The following is a 17517-nucleotide window of genomic DNA, read 5'->3' as shown; positions in this document are numbered from 1 at the left end:
ACTACAAACCATGATGGTTCTCTACTCCGGCACCACGTGCCCGTTCTCCCAACGCTGCCGCCTGGTCCTGTTCGAAAAGGGCATGGACTTCGAGGTGCGCGACGTCGACCTGTTCAACAAGCCGGAAGACATCTCGACCATGAACCCGTATGGCCAGGTGCCGATCCTGGTCGAGCGCGAACTGATCCTGTATGAGTCGAACATCATCAACGAATACATCGACGAGCGCTTCCCGCACCCGCAGCTGATGCCGGCCGACCCGCTGATGCGCGCCCGTGCCCGCCTGATGCTGTTCAACTTCGAGAAGGAACTGTTCGTCCACGTGCACACGCTGGAAAGCGAGCGCAACAAGACGAACGACAAGAGCCAGGAAAAGGCCCGTGCGGAAATCCGCGACCGCCTGACCACGCTGGCCCCGCTGTTCCTGAAGAACAAGTACATGCTGGGCGACGAGTTCTCGATGCTGGACGTCGCCATCGCCCCGCTGCTCTGGCGCCTGGACCACTACGGCATCGAGCTGTCGAAGACCGCGGCTCCGCTGATGAAGTACGCCGAGCGCATCTTCTCGCGTCCGGCCTACATCGAGGCGCTGACCCCTTCCGAGAAGGTGATGCGCCGCTGATGCTTGTTGCGGGCGCGTGTTGGCGCCCGCATCGCGTATCTCCCGATTCGCTACACGCTGGTTTTCGGACGCCTTCCGGGCGAATCCGCTAAACTGGCGTGTATAGGTTTGCTTTTTTTATCACGTCCATGTCCGAGATTTCCACCAAGCCCTACCTGCTGCGCGCCATCTACGAATGGTGCACGGACAGCGGCTACACGCCCTACCTCGCGGTCAAGGTCGACGCCGCCACGACGGTGCCGATGGAATACGTCCGCAAAGGCGAGATCATCCTGAACATCAGCTATGGCGCCACCTCGGGCCTGAAGATGGACAACGACGCGATCCACTTCCGCGCGCGCTTCAATGGCGTCTCGCGCGAGCTGTACATTCCGGTGCAGAACGTGCTGGCGATTTACGCGAACGAGAACGGCCAGGGCATGGCCTTCGAGGTGAACGTGACCGCGTCCGAGACGGCCCCTCCTTCTGCTGAAGAAGCGGCGGCGCCTTCCTTGTCGGCGGTGCCGGCAAAGGGAACGGAAGCGCCGGTCGAGACGACTGCCGCACCGGGCGGCGACGACGAGCCGCCCAAGAAGGGCGGACGCCCGACGTTGACGCGCATCAAATAGCGTATAATCGTTGTTCCAAGATTAAGCCGACTTAGCTCATCAGGTAGAGCAGTTGATTTGTAATCATCAGGTGGCGGGTTCGAGTCCTGCAGTCGGCACCATGATTCTCAAGCATTGAGCCCAGCCATTTGGCTGGGCTTTTTGTTTTCCGGCGCCAGGCAAACAACAGTCGCCCAAAACTGGACAATTCCGGGTCAAAAGTGCGGGCCTGCGCGACATGACAGGGCTATAATCGCTCAGTTCAACTCCTCCCGTCGACACCGATGAGCTCCCGCATCCAGCTTCGCAACAATGTCCGTGTTTCCGGTAATGGTTCAGCAACCATGGTGTTTGCACATGGATTCGGCTGCGACCAGACCATGTGGCGCTTCCTCGCGCCGGCCTACGAAAACCGCTTCCGCACCATCTCCTTCGACCTGGTCGGCAGCGGCGGCTCCGACCTGTCCGCCTACGACCGCGCCAAGTACGGCAGCCTGCAGGGCTACGCCGACGACCTGCTCGAGATCCTCGATGCCTTCGCCACCGGTCCGGTGGTGTTCGTCGGGCACTCGGTCAGCACCATGATCGGCCTGCTGGCCACCATCAAGGCGCCGGAGAAGTTCATGGCGCAAGTGATGGTGGGCCCCTCGCCGTGCTACATCAATGACGGCGACTACACCGGCGGCTTCAGCCACGAGGACATCGACGAGCTGCTGGAGACGATGGATGCGAATTACCTCGGCTGGTCGAGCAGCATGGCGCCGGCCATCATGGGCGCGCCCAACCAACCCAAGCTGCGCGATGAACTGACCAGCAGCTTCTGCCGCAACGATCCCGAGATCGCCAAGCACTTCGCCCGCGTGACCTTCACGTCCGACCACCGCGCCGACGTGCCGAAGTCGACCGTCCCGGCCCTGATCCTGCAGTGCAGCGACGACCTGGTCGCGCCGGTCGCCGTCGGCCAGTATTTGCACCGGCACCTGCCGTCCAGCACCCTGCACATCATCGAAAACGTCGGCCACTGCCCGCACATGAGCGCCCCCACCGCGAGCTCGAACGCCATCGACGAATTTCTCGCGCAAACCCTGCGCTGAATGCCGTGTCAGCAGACCCTCTTCCGGGCGAACTCCTGTTCGACCATGCGGCCTGCGCGCTCGTCGTCACCGCGGCCGACGGCCTCATTCTGCGCGCCAACGACACGGCATGCACCTGGCTCGGCTACACCCATGAGGAACTGGCTGGCGCCATGCGCATGCGCGACATGTTGCCGGTCGGTGCGCGCCTGTTCTATCACACGCACTGCCAGCCCATCCTCGAGGTGCAGGGCTCGGTGGCCGAGATCCAGGTCGACCTGCGCACCCGCTCCCAAGAGCGCATCCCGGTACTGATCAATATCGTACGGCAGCAGGAGGGGGGCCGGCTGGTCGATCACTGGGCCTTGTTCAAGGCGTCCGACCGTAAGGCTTACGAGCGCGAGCTGCTGGAGGCGCGCAAGACGGCCGAAGCCGCGCTGGCGGCGCGCAGCAGCGCCGAGGAAGAACTCAAGAAACTCAACGCCCAGCTGTCGGCCGCCGACCGGCGCAAGGACGAATTCCTGGCGACGCTGTCGCACGAGCTGCGCAATCCGCTGGCGCCCATGCGCAGTGCGCTCGACGTGCTCACGCTGAAGTTCGCCCGCAGCGCCGACGGCCGCCTGCTGCAGGCCTTCGACCGGCAGCTGCGCCACCTGACACGGCTGGTGGACGACCTGATGGAAGTCTCGCGTATCACGCAGGGGCGCATGCAGCTGCGCCGCAGCGCGGTCGAACTGTCCGCGCTGGTGACAGGCGCGGCCCAGGACCTGGCCACGACCATGGAAGCGGCAGGCCATACGCTGCGGCTGTCGATTGCGCCGCCGCCGGTCATCGTGGACGGCGACCCGACGCGCCTGTCCCAGGTCGTCCTGAACCTGCTCACCAATGCGGCCAAGTACACGCCCGAGGGCGGCCTGATCGAACTCCAGCTTTCCTGCGACGGCGGCATGGCCGAGATCCGGGTGAGCGACAACGGCATCGGTATCCCGGCCGACGCGCTGGCCAATATCTTCGACATGTTTTCGCAGCTCGAGCCCGCGCTGGAACGCTCCAGGGGCGGACTCGGCATCGGCCTGGCCCTGGTGCGCGGCATCGTCGAACTGCATGGCGGCAGCATCGCCGCAGACAGCGCCGGTCCCGGCAAGGGCAGCAGCTTCAGCGTGCGCCTGCCGCTGTCGGCGGCGGCCGTCCATCCGGTAGGGGCTGCTCCGTCCGGCGCGCTCGCAGCCAGGGTCCGGGTACTGGTGGTGGACGACAACGAGGATGCGGCCCAGATGCTGGCGATGGCGCTCGAATGCTCGGGCTGCGCAGTCCGCGTCGCCCATTGCGCTGCCGAGGCGCTAGACCTGCTTCCTGTCTTCGCGCCCGCTGCTGCCCTGCTGGACATCGGCTTGCCGGACATGAACAGCTACGAACTGGCCCGCCGCATGCGCCAGCAGCCTGCCGGCGCGCAGGCCATGCTCATCGCCACCACCGGATGGGGCCAGCAGAAAGACCGCGAACGCGCCTTCGAGGCCGGCTTCGACCACCATATCACCAAGCCGATCGACTTCGACCTGCTGCACCCCTTGCTGCATGGGCTCGCCCAGCGCAAGGGCTGAGCGATCGGCGGCCGCTCAGGCGACGCTGCCGCCGGCGTCGCGATAGGCGGACAGGAAGCGCTCGAAGCTGACGTGGCGTTGCGGCGGGTAGTGGTTGCGCTGCCCCGGTCCGGTGGGCAGCGCGGCCCAGATGCGCGCCGCCTCGGGCATGACGTCCGCGATATCGCCCTGTTTGATGGCATCGATAATGTCCAGGCTGCGCAGGATCTCGACCGCGATCAAGTCCTGCGTGCGCGGCGAGAAGTCCTTCAAGCCCAGCTTGCCACCGTGGTGACGCCAGGTCGGCCGCGTGATCTGGTACATGCCGGCAGCGGTGGACTTGCCGTCGATGCCCGCTCCAGGGTGGGTCGACATGTCGCTGAAGCGCCAGCGGTCGTTCGTCCTGCCGCGCAGCGCGCCATATTTGAAATCGTAGGCGCCGCCTTCTGCCGCGGCAATCGCCTTCAGGAAAGCGGCGACATTCGGGTGCGACAGATCGGCTTCGTTTGCCGCCTGGCGCTTCGTGAATTGGTCCATTTCTCCCTCCTCTGCAGGAGCAATGAAGCCATCTTAGAAAGCGGCACCCGAAGGCGCTTGCGCAAGCTCAGCCCAGCCAGCGTGTCGGTTGTCGGCATGGATCCGGGACAAACGGCTTGCGGCTGAGCAAAGTGAAGCCTGGTTCCTGAACCCCAAATTCAACTGGTTTTGCACACCAGCGCCGCCGCCCGCCGCAGCTTGGGATACACCACGGGCACGGTCAGCATGGTGCTGCCGATCGCCATCAGCAGCAGGGCGGTGAAGGTTTCGCTGGTAATGATGCCCTTGTCGAGCAGGATATTGGCGAAGATGATCATGATCAACGCCTTGGTCTGCAGGAGCCAGCCGATGATCGACGCTTCGCCATCGCCCCATTTCAGCACCCGTCCCGCGACGTGAGTACCGACCAGCTTGCCTGTTACCGAGGCGAACAGCAAGACGGCGGCGGCGATGAACACGGCCGAACCGCCTACCGCCCAGTTGGTACGCAGGCCGGTGCTGAGGAAGAACACCGGCATCAGGACCAGCAGCACGTTATGGCGCAGAAAATCGAGCCGTTCCTGGTCAAACCATTTGGCATCCATGACGGCCCCGGCCAGGAAGGCGCCGACCATGTAGTGCAGGCCGGCCCAGTCGGCGGAGAAGGCGCAGATGACCAGCCATACCAGCGCCACATACCAGCGGTCACGCTCTTCCAGGCGGCGCATCAGGCGGCGGAACAGCCAGGTCGCGGCGGCGAAGGCCAGCACGAAGCCGAGCTGGCGGCCGACGCGCTCCCAGTCCAGCAGGATCAGGGCCAGCACGCCCCAGATCGCGATGTCGTCCAGGCTGGCATAGCGCAGGATGCGCTGGCCGATCGGCTCGCGCAGGATCGCCAGTTTTTCCATCAGCAGGATCAGGATCGGCAACGCGGTCACGGCGCAGGCCATGCCTACTCCGAGCACGAACTGCCAGTCGCGCGCCGCGGGGCCGACCCAGCCGGCGTAGCCCAGCATGCCGAGCGCCGCCACGCTGCCGAACAGCAGCGGGGTGCCCAGTGCCAGCCCGGCCGTGATGGCGCTCTCGCGCCGGTGCTCCCATGCCTTCTTGAGATCGAGCTCGATCCCGGCCAGCATCACGAAGATCATCACGGCCCACCAGGCCACGCCGTTCAGACTCGCAATGACTTGCGGGTTGAACACGAAGTCATAGTATTCCGGATAAGCGCGGCCAAGGACGCCCGGCCCCAGCAGTACACCGGCGATGATCTGCACCACGACCAGCGGCGCGTAGTAATCGGTGTTCCCCAGCCGCCAGATCAGGTAAGGCAGGCTGAAGATGATCAGCATTGCGATCAGGAAAATCTCGGTGGTGCCCATGGCATGCATGGCGTCTCCTCATGTGTTCTCGTTGTTGCGGGTTACGCAACGGCAACTGGAAACCATACCATGTGTGTCCAGCTGAGTAAATCATGCTGGCGCCAGCATTCGGCCGGTCGGACCGCCCAGCATGTGCTCGGAAGCGGCAACTGTGCCAGAATCCCATCAGCAATATTGTTTGACCCTGATTTCACCCGGTGCTATAGTCGGGCAAAGCCGATGGTAACGTTTCCAACTTACCCACAATAACGGCATACACGGAGACACGATGTTCACACCACGCACCCTGGCGACAGCCTGCGCATGCGCATGGTTCGGCCTCGCCATGACGCCTGCCGCCCCGGCGCATGCCGCGTCGGCGGCTGCCGCGCCCAGGGCCGAAGTCATCCACTGGTGGACCTCGGGCGGCGAATCGGCCGCGGTCAAGCAGGTCGCCCAGGCTTACCGCGATGCCGGCGGCGTGTGGATCGACACCGCGATCGCCGGCGGCGACCAGTCGCGCGCCGTGACCATCAACCGCATCGTCGGCGGCAATCCGCCCACCGCGGCACAGTTCAACACCTCCAAGCAGTTCCTCGACGTGATCGAAGCGGGGATGCTCAATAACGTCGACGGCCTCGCGCGCGCCCAGAACTGGGACCGGCTGCTGCCCCCCCCCGATCATCGACGTGATCAAGGTGCAGGGTCACTACTACGCGGTGCCGCTGAACATCCACATGCAGACCTGGTTCTGGTATTCGAAGGCCGCCTTCCAGAAGGCCGGCATCGCAAAAGAGCCGGGCAGCATGCCTGAATTCTTCGCCGCGCTCGACAAGCTCAAGGCCGCCGGCCTCATCCCCCTGGCCCACGGCGGCCAGTCGTGGCAGGAGACCGTGCTGTTCTCGGCGATCCTGGCCAACATGGGCGGCAAGGAGCTGTACCTCAAGGCCATGCGCGACCGCGACCAGGCCACCCTGCTCTCGCCGCAGTTCCGCGATGTGCTGCCGGCCTTCAAGCGCCTGAAATCCTATGTCGATGCCGGCGCGCCGGGGCGCAACTGGAACGACGCCACCGCCCTGGTCATCAGTGGCAAGGCGGGCTTCCAGGTGATGGGGGACTGGGCCAAGGGCGAGTTCACCAACGCAAAGCAGGTCGCGGGCCGGCACTACGGCTGCATGGCCGGCTTCAGCGCGGCCACGCCCTACCTGATCCAGGGCGACGTGTTCGTTTTCCCGCGCACCGACCAGGGCCAGGCCGTCAAGGCGCAGCAGCTGCTCGCCAATGTGGTGTCGCAACCGGGCCTGCAGGTGGCGTTCAGCAAGCTGAAAGGCTCGATTCCCGTGCGCCATGACGTCGATGCGGCGCAACTCGACCTGTGCGCGCAGAAGGGCATCGAGATCATGAAGGACCGCGCGCGCCAGGCCGGCGTCACCGAGGTCTACCTGACGCCGGACCAGAACGGCGCCATGCAGGACGTCCTGACCGCCTACTGGAACACCGGCATGCCGGTCGAACGCGCCCAGAAGAGCATCGCCAACGCCCTCAAATACTGACCGCCATGCCGACCCTGCGCGCCCATCGATTCAGTCCCCACGTTGCGCTCTTGCCGATGGCCCTGACGGTGCTGGTCGCCTACATCGGCGCGGCGCTGTGGACCCTGCGCACCTCGTTCACCGCTTCGCGCACCTTTCCGTCGGATACCTATATCGGCGCCGCGCAATACCTGCGCCTGTTCGACAACGAGCGCTGGCTGATCTCGCTGAACAACCTGGCCGTGTACGGCGCGCTGTTCATCGTCGCCTGCATGGTGCTCGGCTTCCTGCTGGCCGCCTTCATCGACCAGAACGTCAGCGGCGAAGGCTTCCTGCGTACGGTCTTCCTGTACCCGTATGCGATGTCCTTCGTCGCCACCGGCCTGGTGTGGCAGTGGATGCTGGCGCCTGGCGCCGGCTTGGGCCTCGACTGGATCGTCGACCAGGAGATGGTCATCTACACCATCGTCATCGCCGCCGTCTGGCAGGCCTCGGGCCTGGTGATGGCGCTGATGCTGGCCGGGCTGCGCGGCGTCGATCCGGAAATCTACAAGGCGGCGCGCCTGGACGGCATCCCGGCCTGGCGGGTTTACCTAGAGATCGTGCTGCCGATGCTGGGGCCCACCATCGCCACCGTGTTCCTGCTGCTGTGCACCGCCGTCGTGAAGCTGTACGACGCGGTGGTCGCCATGACCGGCGGCGGACCGGGCACGGCCAGCGAGGTGCCGGCCAAGTTCATCATGGACCATTTGTTCCTGCGCTCGAACATCGGCCTGGCCTCGGCCGGCGCCGTCACCCTCCTGATCCCGGTGCTGGCCCTGCTGGCGCCGTATGCCTATGCACGCAGCCGGAGGCAACGCGCATGAGCCATACCGTCCTGCAGCCAGCGGTCCCCGTGCTGCCACGCGAATCGATGAAGACGGCGGCGCGCCGCAGGCGCCTGTCGCCGGCGCGCATCGGCGTCTACGCCTTCCTGTTCAGCGCCGCGCTGTACTTCCTGCTGCCGCTGTACGTCATGATCATCACCTCCTTCAAGTCGATGGACGAGATTCGCAATGGCAACGTGTTCGCCCTGCCCCTCCTGGTGACCGTCGAGCCCTGGCGTAATGCCTGGAGCCAGGTCAGCGGCGGCTTCTGGAATTCGGTGGCGATCGCGGTGCCGAGCACCGTGATCCCGATCCTGCTGGGCGCCATCAACGGCTACGCGCTGTCGTTCTGGCGCCCGCGCGGCGCGAATGTGCTGTTCGGCGTGCTGCTGGCCGGCGCCTTCATTCCGGTGCAGGTGATGATCTACCCGCTGGTGTGGATGATGGCGCGCGCCGGCGTGTTCGGTTCGCTGCCGGCCATCGTGCTGGTGCACGTCATCTTCGGCATGCCGATCATGACCCTGCTGTTCCGGAATTACTATGCCTCGGTGCCGCACGAGCTTTTCCAGGCCGCGCGCATCGACGGCGGCGGCTTCTGGCGTATCTTCCTGCAGGTGATGCTGCCGATGTCGCTGCCCATCGTGGTGGTCGCCGCCATCATGCAGGTCACCGGCGTGTGGAACGACTACATCCTCGGCCTGGTGTTCGCGGGCCGCGACAATGCGCCGATGACGGTGCAGCTGAATAACGTGATCAATACCACCACTGGCACCCGCCTGTACAACGTCAACATGGCCGCGACCATCCTGACGGCAAGCGTGCCGCTGGCGATCTATTTCATCTCGGGCCGCTGGTTCGTGCGCGGCATCGCCGCCGGCGCGGTGAAAGGCTAAAGGCTAACAAGCATGTCGAACGTCCACCTCCGCAAGCTGTGCATCACCCGCGGCAGCAACCAGGTCATCCGCGACCTCGACCTGCAGGTCGAGCCGGGCGAGTTCCTGGTCCTGCTCGGCCCTTCGGGCTGCGGCAAGTCCACGCTGTTGCACAGCATCGCCGGCCTGATCGACCTGGCCGAGGGCGCGATCGAGATCGGCGGGGTCGATATGAGCCATGCCGACCCGAGCGAGCGCGGGATCGGCATGGTGTTCCAGTCCTATGCGCTGTACCCGACCATGACGGTCGAGAAGAACATGTCCTTCGGCCTGCGTATTTCCGGCGCTCCCAAGGCGGAAATCGAACGCCGGGTGCGCAAGACGGCCGAGATGCTGCAACTGGAGTCGCTGCTGGACCGTAAACCGGCCCAGCTCTCCGGCGGCCAGCGCCAGCGCGTGGCGATCGGCCGCGCCCTGGTGCGCGAAGCCGGCGTCTACCTGTTCGACGAGCCGCTCTCGAACCTGGACGCCAAGCTGCGCGCCGAGCTGCGCCGCGAACTCAAGCTGCTGCACGCGGCGCTCGGCTCGACCATGATCTACGTGACCCACGACCAGGCCGAGGCGATGACCCTGGCCACCCGCATCGTCGTGATGGAAGGCGGCCGCATCCAGCAGATCGGCACGCCAAGCGAGGTCTACGAGCGTCCGGCCAACCGCTTCGTGGCGGGTTTTCTCGGCGCGCCGTCGATGAACTTCGTCGACGGCCGGCTCGAGGAAGAAGTGGACGGGGTGGACAAGACCAGGCGCCGCTTCACTGCGGGCATGCTGGCCCTGAACCTGGCGCCGGACTGCGTGGCCGCGCCTGGCACGGTGACGCTGGCGGTGCGGCCGGAAGACATCCACCTGGTGCCGGACGGCTCCCTCCAGGCCAGCGTGACGCTGGTGGAACCGATGGGCAACCACCAGGTCGTCTGGCTGGACTGCGGCGGCCGCCAGCTTTCCAGCATCGTGCACGATCCGCGGCCGCTGGCAAGCGGGCAGACGGTGCGCTTCGACGTCGACGCGGCGCGGGTCTCGCTGTTCGACCCAAGCAGCGGCCGGCGCCTTTAAGACAGGTGCCAGTGTCACATGAATGCAGTATGCTTCAGTGTTTTTCGTATAACCAGACAACAGGATAGGGATCCTCAGTGGCAACCATCAAGGACGTAGCGCGTCTCGCCGGCGTCGGGCTCGGCACCGCCTCGCGCGTGGTCAGCGGCAAGGGCTCGGTGTCGCCGGCCACGCTGGAACGCGTGCGCAAGGCGATCGACGAGCTGGGCTTTCGCCCCTCGCACGCGGCGCGCGCCCTGCTGTCCGGCACCAGCCGCATGGTGGGCGTCTACATCCCGGTCCTGAGCGGCACCTTCTACACCCCGATCCTGCAGATCATCGACACCGAGCTGCGCGCCGCCGGCCTGCACATGGTGGTGGCCTTCGGCGTCGGCCTGGGCGACGCGCGGCGCCAGGCCATCGAGGGCATCGAGTTCCTGATCGAACGCGGCTGCGACGGCATCGTCATGATGACCGGCGCCCTCAGCGACGAGGACCTCGCTGCCCTGGGCGGCAAGCAGAAGCAGATCGTCGCACTGAACCACGAATTCAAGCAGATCCCCGAGCAGTGCTTCACGGTCGACCACGCGCTGGGCGGGCGCCTGGCCGCGCGCACCCTGCTCGACTACAAGCACCGCGACATCGCCGTGATTGCCGGCCCGGCGGCGCTGGCCGACAACGTGGCCCGCATCGACGGCTTCATGCGCGAGCTGCAAGCCCAGGGCATCGACACCAAGAAGGTCTGGATGATGGAAAGCGACTTCTCGCCCCAGGGCGGCTGGTCGGCGGCCAAGGCGCTGGTCGATTCCGGCACCAGGTGCACCGCCCTGTTCTGCGCCAACGACGAGATGGCGGTGGGCGCGCTGGCCTACTTCCAGGAAGCCGGCATCAGCGTGCCGCGCGACCTGTCGGTGATCGGCTACGACGACACCCCGAGCGCCGCGTTCTCGGCCCCGCGCCTGACCTCCGTGCACATGCCCTGGCGCGAGATGACGCTCAACGGCCTGAACGCCCTGCTCAACCGCTGCTACGACCTGCAGCGCCCGGTGGCCCGCACTTTCCCGGTGAGCGTGACGCTGCGCGCCTCGCTGGCCAAGGGCCCGAGCGAGAGCTCGGGCGGCGACAGCCCCGCCGGCCGCACGCGCGGCAGAAAAAAATAAGAGGGCCGCCCGCCGGCCTTTTTTTTAGATTGCAATTGGAAAGCTTTCCAAATATCCTAGCGTAACAAGCTCAAACAGACCAGACCATGACGACAACAGCATCCCGTCCCGAGCCGAGCGCCCCATCGCGCGGCGATTTCGCCCCCGACTTCTTGTGGGGCTGCGCCACCTCCTCGTACCAGATCGAAGGCGCCGGCCGGGAAGACGGCCGGGTCGAATCGATCTGGGACCGCTTCGCCGCCACGCCGGGGAACATCAAGGACGGCTCCAACGGATCGGTCGCCTGCGACCACTACCACCGTTGGCCGGAAGACTTCGACATCGGCCGCGACATGGGACTGAACGCCTACCGCTTCTCGATCGCCTGGCCGCGCATCTTTTCCGAAGTGGGCGGCAAGCCGAACGAGAAAGGCCTGGATTTTTATTCGCGCCTGGTGGACGGCATGCTAGAACGCGGCCTGCAGCCCTGGGCCACGCTCTACCACTGGGACCTGCCGCAGTACCTGCAGGACCGCGGCGGCTGGAACAACCGCGCCACCGTCGACGCCTACCTGGCGTTCGTCGATGCGGTGACGCGCCGCCTGGGCGACCGCGTGCAGCACTGGATCACCCACAACGAACCCTGGTGCACGGCCATCATCGGCAACTACGAAGGCTGGCACGCGCCGGGCAATACCGACTTCAAGACCGCGCTGCAGGTGGCGCACCACGTGCTGCTCTCGCACGGCAAGGCGGTGCCGCTGATCCGCGCGAACGTCGCACATGCCAGGACCGGACTCGCCCTGAGCCTGCATCCGGTGCGCCCCGCTTCCAGCCAGCTCGAGGACATCGCCGCCACCGAACGCCACGACGGCCTGCGCTACCGCTGGTTCCTCGATCCGCTCTACGGCCGCGGCTACCCGCAGGCGATCCTGGAGACGATCGGCGACGCCGCCCCCGTCGTGCTGCCGGGCGACCTCGAGGCCATCGCGGTGCCAACCGACTTCCTCGGCGTGAACTACTACTTCCCCGAGACCATCGAGCATGCCCCCGGCCATGGGCCGCTGTCGGCGCGCGTGCTGCCGCCCGCGCCCGGCGTGGAGACCACCTACATGGGCTGGGAAGTGGCGCCGCAGGGCCTGGCCGAACTCCTGCTGCGCATCGAGAACGACTACCGTCCGGGCCCGATGTACGTCACCGAAAACGGTTCCTGCTATGCCGACGAAGTGGGCGCGGACGGCGAGATCGACGACGTCGAGCGCCGCCACTACCTGATGCGCCACCTGGCCGCCCTGAACGCGGCCATCAAGGATGGCGTGCCGGTCAAGGGCTACTTCGCCTGGAGCCTGCTCGACAACTTCGAATGGGCCGAAGGCTACCTGAAGCGCTTCGGCCTCACCTACATCGATTACGCAAGCCAGCAGCGCCGCCTGAAGGGCAGCGGCAAGTGGTACCGTTCCTTCCTGCGCGGCGAATAAGACGAACACACAACAAGACAGCGAGACGACCCCATGACACCCATGCTTCGCAACCCCGTGCTGGCGCTGGCCATCGCGCTGGCCCTCCCTGCCGCGGCAGCCCCCTTGAACGACTGGCCGACGGTGCGCAGCGCCATCGCCAGGGACGCGGCGCTGGAACAGCGCGTCCGCGACATCGTGAGCAAGATGACGCTGGCGCAGAAGGTCGGCCAGATGACCCAGCCCGAGATCAAGAGCGCCACGCCGGAAGACGTGAAGCGCTACTACCTCGGCTCGGTGCTCAACGGCGGCGGCAGCTGGCCGAACGGGAACAAGCATGCCAAGGCGGCCGAATGGCTGGCGCTGGCGCAGCGCTACCACGAGGCCTCGATGGCCACCGACATGGCGGTCAAGGTGCCGGTCGTGTGGGGCACGGACGCCGTCCACGGCCACAACAACGTGTTCGGCGCCACGCTGTTCCCGCACAACATCGGCCTGGGGGCGGCGCGCAACCCGAAGCTGATGGAAGAAATCGGCGCGGCCACCGCGAAAGCCACGCGCGCCAGCGGCATCGCCTGGGTCTTCGGCCCCACCCTGGCGGTGGTGCGCGACGACCGCTGGGGACGCACCTACGAAAGCTATTCCGAGCATCCTGAGATCGTGAAAAGCTATGCCGGCGCCTACGTGCGCGGCATGCAGGGCATGCTGAAGGACGACGCCAACACCATCGCCACCGCCAAGCATTTCATCGGCGACGGCGGCACCGAGTTCGGCAAGGACCGCGGCGTCAACAAGTCCACCAAATCCCAGATGATCAACATCCACGGCGCCGGCTACTATCCGGCCCTGGAGGCGGGGGTGCAGACCGTCATGTCCTCGTTCAATTCCTGGAACGATGTGGCGAGCGGGACCAACTACGGCAAGATGCACGGCAGCCGCACCATGCTCACCGACGTGCTCAAGAAAAAGATGGGCTTCGACGGCTTCGTCGTCACCGACTGGAACGGCCACGGCGAAGTGCCGGGCTGCCGCAACGACAGCTGCGCCGCGGCCATCAATGCCGGCAACGACATGATCATGGTGCCGGACGACTGGAAGGCCTTCATTGCCAACACGATCAGGCAGGTGGAAAGCGGCGAGATCCCGATGGCGCGCATCGACGATGCGGTGAGCCGCATTATCCGCGTCAAGCTGCGCGCCGGCCTGTTCGACAAGAGCCCGGCGCAGAACGCCTATGCCGGCAAGGACGATGTCATGCAGCCGCGCGAACTGGCGCGCCGCGCGGTGCGCGAGTCGCTGGTGCTGCTCAAGAACGATCAGCCGGTGCTGCCGATCGCACGCGGCAAGAAAATCCTCGTGGTCGGCAAGAGCGCGGACGACATGTCGAACCAGAGCGGCGGCTGGTCGATCACCTGGCAGGGCACCGCCAACACTAATGCCGACTTCCCGAACGGCGACACGGTGCTGGCCGGCATCCGTGAAGCGGCGGGCAAGGACAATGTCACGTTCAGCGTGGACGGCAAGGGTATCGACGTCTCGACATTCGACGTGGTGGTGGCCGTGATCGGCGAGCGTCCGTATGCGGAAGGCGACGGCGACATCGGCCCCAGCGGCACCCTGCGGCATTCCAGCCGCTATCCGGAAGACCTGGCGGTGCTGCAGGCCGTCAGTGGCAAGGGCAAGCCGGTGGTGACCGTGTTCGTCTCGGGCCGCCCGCTCTACGTCAACGACCTGCTCAACCTGTCGGACGTGTTCGTGGCCGCCTGGCTGCCGGGCACCGAGGGCAAGGGCGTGGCTGACCTGCTGGTATCCAGCGGAAAACGCTACGACTTCAGCGGCAAACTGCCCTTCTCGTGGCCGAAGTCGGCCTGCCAGACCGACTTGAACGTGGGCGACAAGCACTATGCGCCGCTGTTCGCCTATGGCTACGGCCTCAAGGCGGCGACGCGCTCGAAAGTCGGCAAGCTGGATACCACCTATCCACAAGGCGGCTGCGGCGTCAGCAACAGCTTCCCCGTGTTCAGCCAGGCCGACCGCGCCAGCTTCCCGCTGACGATCCGCAGCGGCGGGCAAACCCTGGCGCTGGGCGCCGACCTGAACGCGAGCTTCAGCCTGCCGGGCGTGAACGTGCAGACCTCGCAGGTGAATACCCAGCAGGACGCCAAGCTGGTGACCTGGACCGGCCCCGCCAGCGTCGAGGCGCGCGGCGCCCGCCCCATGGTGCTGCCGGCCGCAGCCGCTGCGAATGCGGCGCTGCGCTTCGACACCATCGTATCGAAGGCGCCAAGCGGCAGGATCACGATGCGCATGGGTAGCGGCAGCCTCGACACCACCGCCCTGTTCAAGCGCCTGGCCGGCAAGGGCAAGCAGACCGTCGCCATTCCGCTGGCCTGCTTCCAGGCCAAGGGCACCGACCTGGCCAAGGTGGATACGCCCTTCAGCATCACCAGCGACGCCGCGTTTGCCGCCGCCTTTACCAACATCGAGATCGCCGGGGGCGCAGCGAGCGAGGCCGATGCCGTCCGCTGTGGGGAGCTGCAATGAAGCTGCTGGCCGACATCGGCGGCACCAACGCCCGCTTCGCACTGGAGTCGGACGCGGGTGTGATTGATGTCGAAGTGCTGGCCTGCGCCGATTATCCGACCCTGGACGAGGCCATGCGGGCCTACCTCGGCCAGGCGGCCGGCCGCGGGCTGGCGGTGGAGCGCGTGCGCCACGCGGCGCTGGCGATCGCCAACCCGGTCGAGGAAGACCGGGTCAGCATGACCAACCACCACTGGAGCTTCTCGATCGAGGAGCTGCGCCGCCGGCAAGGCCTGGAAACCCTGCTGGTGGTGAACGACTTCGCCGCGCTGGCGATGTCGCTGCCGCACCTGGCGGCCGAGGGGCGCGAGCGCATCGGCGGCGGCATCGAACTACAGAACCGGCCGATCGGCCTGATCGGCCCCGGCACGGGCCTCGGCGTATCGGGCGTGATCCCAGCGGGCGAGCGCTGGATCGCCCTGGCCGGCGAAGGCGGCCACGTGAGCTTCGCGCCGTCGACGAAGGAGGAAGTGGCGATCCTGGAAGCGCTGTGGGCGGAATACGGCCACGTGTCGGCCGAGCGCCTGCTGTCGGGCATGGGGCTGGAGCTGATCCACCGGGTCTCGAGCGGCCGGCGCCTTGACGCCGCGGGCATCACCAGGGCCGCGATCGACGGCAGTTGCGCCGACTGCGTCAAGACGGTCGGGATCTTCTGCGCGGTGCTGGGGAGCGTGGCGGGCAACGTCGCGCTGACCCTGGGCGCGACCGGCGGCATGTATATTGGTGGCGGCATCGTGCCAAGGCTTGGTAAACTGTTCACCGAATCGGCTTTCCGCGCACGCTTCGAGGACAAGGGACGTCTCGGTCCTTACCTCGCCCGCATCCCGACCTACCTGATTACCGAGCAGTACCCGGCGCTGCGCGGCGTATCCGCGATGCTGTCGGACCATATCGCGACCCTGCAATAAACGGAGACCCCATGCAGAACACCGTCCAGAACCAGCCGCCGGCGGCGGCGCAGGCGCTCGAGTCCGAGCATAACCCGCACACCGGCGCGCTCGTCATCGTCACCATCCTGTTCTTCATGTGGGGCCTGCTCACGTCGCTCAACGACGTCCTGATCCCGCACCTGAAGTCGATCTATACCCTGACCTACCTGCAGGCGATGCTGGTGCAGTTCTGCTTCTTCGGCGCCTACTTCATCGTGTCGTTGCCGGCCGGGGCATTGATCCGCAAGATCGGCTACCAGAACGGCGCCGTCACCGGCCTGACGATCGCGGCCGCCGGCTGCGCCCTGTTCTACCCGGCCTCGAAGGGCGGCTACGGCCTGTTCCTGTTCGCCTTCTTCGTGCTGGCGAGCGGCATCACGATCCTGCAGGTGGCGGCCAATCCTTTCGTGACCGTGCTCGGACCGGCGCGCACCGCGTCCAGCCGCCTCACGCTCACCCAGGCCTTCAACTCGCTCGGCACCACGGTCGCGCCAGCACTGGGCGGCATCCTGATCCTGTCCACGGTCGCGCTGAGCGCCGAGCAGCTGGCGGCGCTCCCGGCCGCCGAGCAGGCCGCGCACAAGGCCGCCGAGGCGGCCGCGGTGCAGGGCCCGTACCTGGGCCTGGCCGCGGCGCTGGCGCTGCTGGCGGTGCTGTTCGCACTGGCCAGGCTGCCCAGGATCAGCCATGCGGACGACGGCAAGCCGGCCGTCGACGGCAAGGGCGGCGCCATGGCCTACCGCCACCTGGTGCTGGGCGCGGTCGCGATCTTCCTGTACGTGGGCGCGGAAGTCAGCATCGGCAGCTTCCTGATCAACTTCCTCGGCGAGGTCAACATCGCGGGCCTGAGCCACGCGGATGCGGCGCAATACGTCAGCCTGTACTGGGGCGGCGCGCTGGTGGGCCGCTTCATCGGCTTCGCCGTGATGCGCTACGTTAGCCCGGGCAAGACCCTGGCCGTGAATGCCCTCGGTTCGATCCTCCTGGTGCTGGCGGCGACCTTCGGCGAAGGCCAGCTGGCCATGTGGGCGATCATCGCGGTCGGCCTGTTCAATTCGATCATGTTCCCGACCATCTTCAGCCTCGCGCTGCACGGCCTGGGCAAGTTCACCGGCCAGGGTTCGGGCATCCTGTGCATGGCCATCGTCGGCGGCGCCGTCGTGCCCTTCGTGCAGGGCATGTTCGCCGACACCATCGGCCTGCAGCCGTCCTTCCTGGTGCCGGCCACGTGCTACCTGTTCATCCTGTACTTCGGCCTGAAGTACGCGAACCTGCACAAGCAGCCGGTGGCGGCAGCCTGAGCGCCGGCCCTCC

Annotated in this window: 14 protein-coding genes, 1 tRNA gene and 1 pseudogene; 14 read left to right on the top strand and 2 right to left on the bottom strand. The window is 66.3% G+C overall.

What is annotated here, in order from left to right; genetic code table 11:
• Positions 1–10: 10 nt before the first annotated feature.
• The 5 genes from MasN3_RS02295 (at position 11) to MasN3_RS02275 (ending at position 3883) form a co-directional block, all read left to right on the top strand.
• Positions 11–622 carry a glutathione S-transferase N-terminal domain-containing protein gene (locus MasN3_RS02295; protein WP_281911927.1) on the top strand — a complete coding sequence of 204 codons (612 nt, stop codon included), beginning with the start codon at positions 11–13 and terminating at the stop codon, positions 620–622.
• A gap of 128 nt (positions 623–750) precedes the next feature.
• Positions 751–1230, top strand: a complete 480-nt coding sequence (locus MasN3_RS02290) for a ClpXP protease specificity-enhancing factor (RefSeq protein WP_281911926.1) — start codon at positions 751–753, stop codon at positions 1228–1230.
• Positions 1231–1255: 25 nt separating this feature from the next.
• Positions 1256–1331 (top strand) — tRNA-Thr (locus MasN3_RS02285).
• A gap of 222 nt (positions 1332–1553) precedes the next feature.
• The gene (locus MasN3_RS02280; RefSeq protein WP_281911924.1) at positions 1554–2303 is read left to right on the top strand and encodes an alpha/beta fold hydrolase; all 750 of its coding nucleotides are present in this window, start codon (positions 1554–1556) and stop codon (positions 2301–2303) included.
• Positions 2304–2308: 5 nt separating this feature from the next.
• Positions 2309–3883 carry an ATP-binding protein gene (locus MasN3_RS02275; protein ID WP_281911922.1) on the top strand — a complete coding sequence of 525 codons (1575 nt, stop codon included), beginning with the start codon at positions 2309–2311 and terminating at the stop codon, positions 3881–3883.
• 15 nt (positions 3884–3898) lie between these two features.
• On the opposite strand, the gene MasN3_RS02270 is transcribed toward MasN3_RS02275, so the two are convergent.
• Both MasN3_RS02270 and MasN3_RS02265 read right to left on the bottom strand, forming a co-directional pair.
• On the bottom strand, positions 3899–4399 hold the full coding sequence (locus MasN3_RS02270; protein ID WP_281911921.1) for a paar repeat-containing protein: 501 nt from the start codon (positions 4397–4399) through the stop codon (positions 3899–3901).
• Positions 4400–4557: 158 nt separating this feature from the next.
• On the bottom strand, positions 4558–5757 hold the full coding sequence (locus tag MasN3_RS02265) for a cation:proton antiporter (RefSeq protein ID WP_370662380.1): 1200 nt from the start codon (positions 5755–5757) through the stop codon (positions 4558–4560).
• Between the two features lie 268 nt (positions 5758–6025).
• On the opposite strand from MasN3_RS02265, the pseudogene MasN3_RS02260 reads away from it, so the two are divergent.
• The 9 genes and pseudogenes from MasN3_RS02260 (at position 6026) to MasN3_RS02220 (ending at position 17504) form a co-directional block, all read left to right on the top strand.
• Positions 6026–7289: pseudogene (locus MasN3_RS02260) on the top strand (ABC transporter substrate-binding protein).
• 5 nt (positions 7290–7294) lie between these two features.
• A complete protein-coding gene (locus MasN3_RS02255) occupies positions 7295–8134 on the top strand; it encodes a carbohydrate ABC transporter permease (protein WP_281911917.1) in 840 nt (279 codons plus the stop codon).
• Entirely contained in the window at positions 8131–9027 is an 897-nt protein-coding gene (locus MasN3_RS02250; RefSeq protein ID WP_370662326.1) for a carbohydrate ABC transporter permease, read from the top strand. Before MasN3_RS02255 ends, MasN3_RS02250 begins: the two co-directional genes overlap by 4 nt.
• 12 nt (positions 9028–9039) lie before the next feature.
• Positions 9040–10116 (top strand): ABC transporter ATP-binding protein, encoded by a 1077-nt coding sequence (locus MasN3_RS02245; protein WP_281911915.1) that lies wholly within the window; start codon positions 9040–9042, stop codon positions 10114–10116.
• Between the two features lie 77 nt (positions 10117–10193).
• Positions 10194–11255, top strand: a complete 1062-nt coding sequence (locus tag MasN3_RS02240) for a LacI family DNA-binding transcriptional regulator (RefSeq protein WP_281911913.1) — start codon at positions 10194–10196, stop codon at positions 11253–11255.
• 86 nt (positions 11256–11341) lie between these two features.
• Positions 11342–12712 carry a GH1 family beta-glucosidase gene (locus MasN3_RS02235; protein WP_281911911.1) on the top strand — a complete coding sequence of 457 codons (1371 nt, stop codon included), beginning with the start codon at positions 11342–11344 and terminating at the stop codon, positions 12710–12712.
• 33 nt (positions 12713–12745) lie between these two features.
• A complete protein-coding gene (locus MasN3_RS02230) occupies positions 12746–15235 on the top strand; it encodes a glycoside hydrolase family 3 protein (RefSeq protein ID WP_281911909.1) in 2490 nt (829 codons plus the stop codon).
• Positions 15232–16182 carry a glucokinase gene (locus MasN3_RS02225; protein ID WP_281911908.1) on the top strand — a complete coding sequence of 317 codons (951 nt, stop codon included), beginning with the start codon at positions 15232–15234 and terminating at the stop codon, positions 16180–16182. Before MasN3_RS02230 ends, MasN3_RS02225 begins: the two co-directional genes overlap by 4 nt.
• Before the next feature lie 11 nt (positions 16183–16193).
• A complete protein-coding gene (locus tag MasN3_RS02220) occupies positions 16194–17504 on the top strand; it encodes a sugar MFS transporter (protein ID WP_281911906.1) in 1311 nt (436 codons plus the stop codon).
• Positions 17505–17517 lie beyond the last annotated feature (13 nt).

The sequence above is a fragment of the Massilia varians genome, from assembly GCF_027923905.1.
Classification (GTDB): domain Bacteria; phylum Pseudomonadota; class Gammaproteobacteria; order Burkholderiales; family Burkholderiaceae_D; genus Telluria; species Telluria varians_B.
The sequence above is the reverse complement of the archived record's forward strand: the minus strand, read 5'-3'. Positions and strand labels throughout refer to the sequence as shown.

What these genes read in the sequence shown, in the direction of transcription:
- MasN3_RS02295 (WP_281911927.1), top strand. Translation starts at nt 11, where the DNA reads ATGATGGTTCTCTACTCCGGCACCACGTGCCCGTTCTCCCAACGCTGC.
- MasN3_RS02290 (WP_281911926.1), top strand. Translation starts at nt 751, where the DNA reads ATGTCCGAGATTTCCACCAAGCCCTACCTGCTGCGCGCCATCTACGAA.
- MasN3_RS02280 (WP_281911924.1), top strand. Translation starts at nt 1,554, where the DNA reads ATGGTGTTTGCACATGGATTCGGCTGCGACCAGACCATGTGGCGCTTC.
- MasN3_RS02270 (WP_281911921.1), bottom strand. Translation starts at nt 4,399, where the DNA reads ATGGACCAATTCACGAAGCGCCAGGCGGCAAACGAAGCCGATCTGTCG.
- MasN3_RS02265 (WP_370662380.1), bottom strand. Translation starts at nt 5,757, where the DNA reads ATGGGCACCACCGAGATTTTCCTGATCGCAATGCTGATCATCTTCAGC.
- MasN3_RS02255 (WP_281911917.1), top strand. Translation starts at nt 7,295, where the DNA reads ATGCCGACCCTGCGCGCCCATCGATTCAGTCCCCACGTTGCGCTCTTG.
- MasN3_RS02250 (WP_370662326.1), top strand. Translation starts at nt 8,131, where the DNA reads ATGAGCCATACCGTCCTGCAGCCAGCGGTCCCCGTGCTGCCACGCGAA.
- MasN3_RS02245 (WP_281911915.1), top strand. Translation starts at nt 9,040, where the DNA reads ATGTCGAACGTCCACCTCCGCAAGCTGTGCATCACCCGCGGCAGCAAC.
- MasN3_RS02235 (WP_281911911.1), top strand. Translation starts at nt 11,342, where the DNA reads ATGACGACAACAGCATCCCGTCCCGAGCCGAGCGCCCCATCGCGCGGC.
- MasN3_RS02230 (WP_281911909.1), top strand. Translation starts at nt 12,746, where the DNA reads ATGACACCCATGCTTCGCAACCCCGTGCTGGCGCTGGCCATCGCGCTG.
- MasN3_RS02225 (WP_281911908.1), top strand. Translation starts at nt 15,232, where the DNA reads ATGAAGCTGCTGGCCGACATCGGCGGCACCAACGCCCGCTTCGCACTG.
- MasN3_RS02220 (WP_281911906.1), top strand. Translation starts at nt 16,194, where the DNA reads ATGCAGAACACCGTCCAGAACCAGCCGCCGGCGGCGGCGCAGGCGCTC.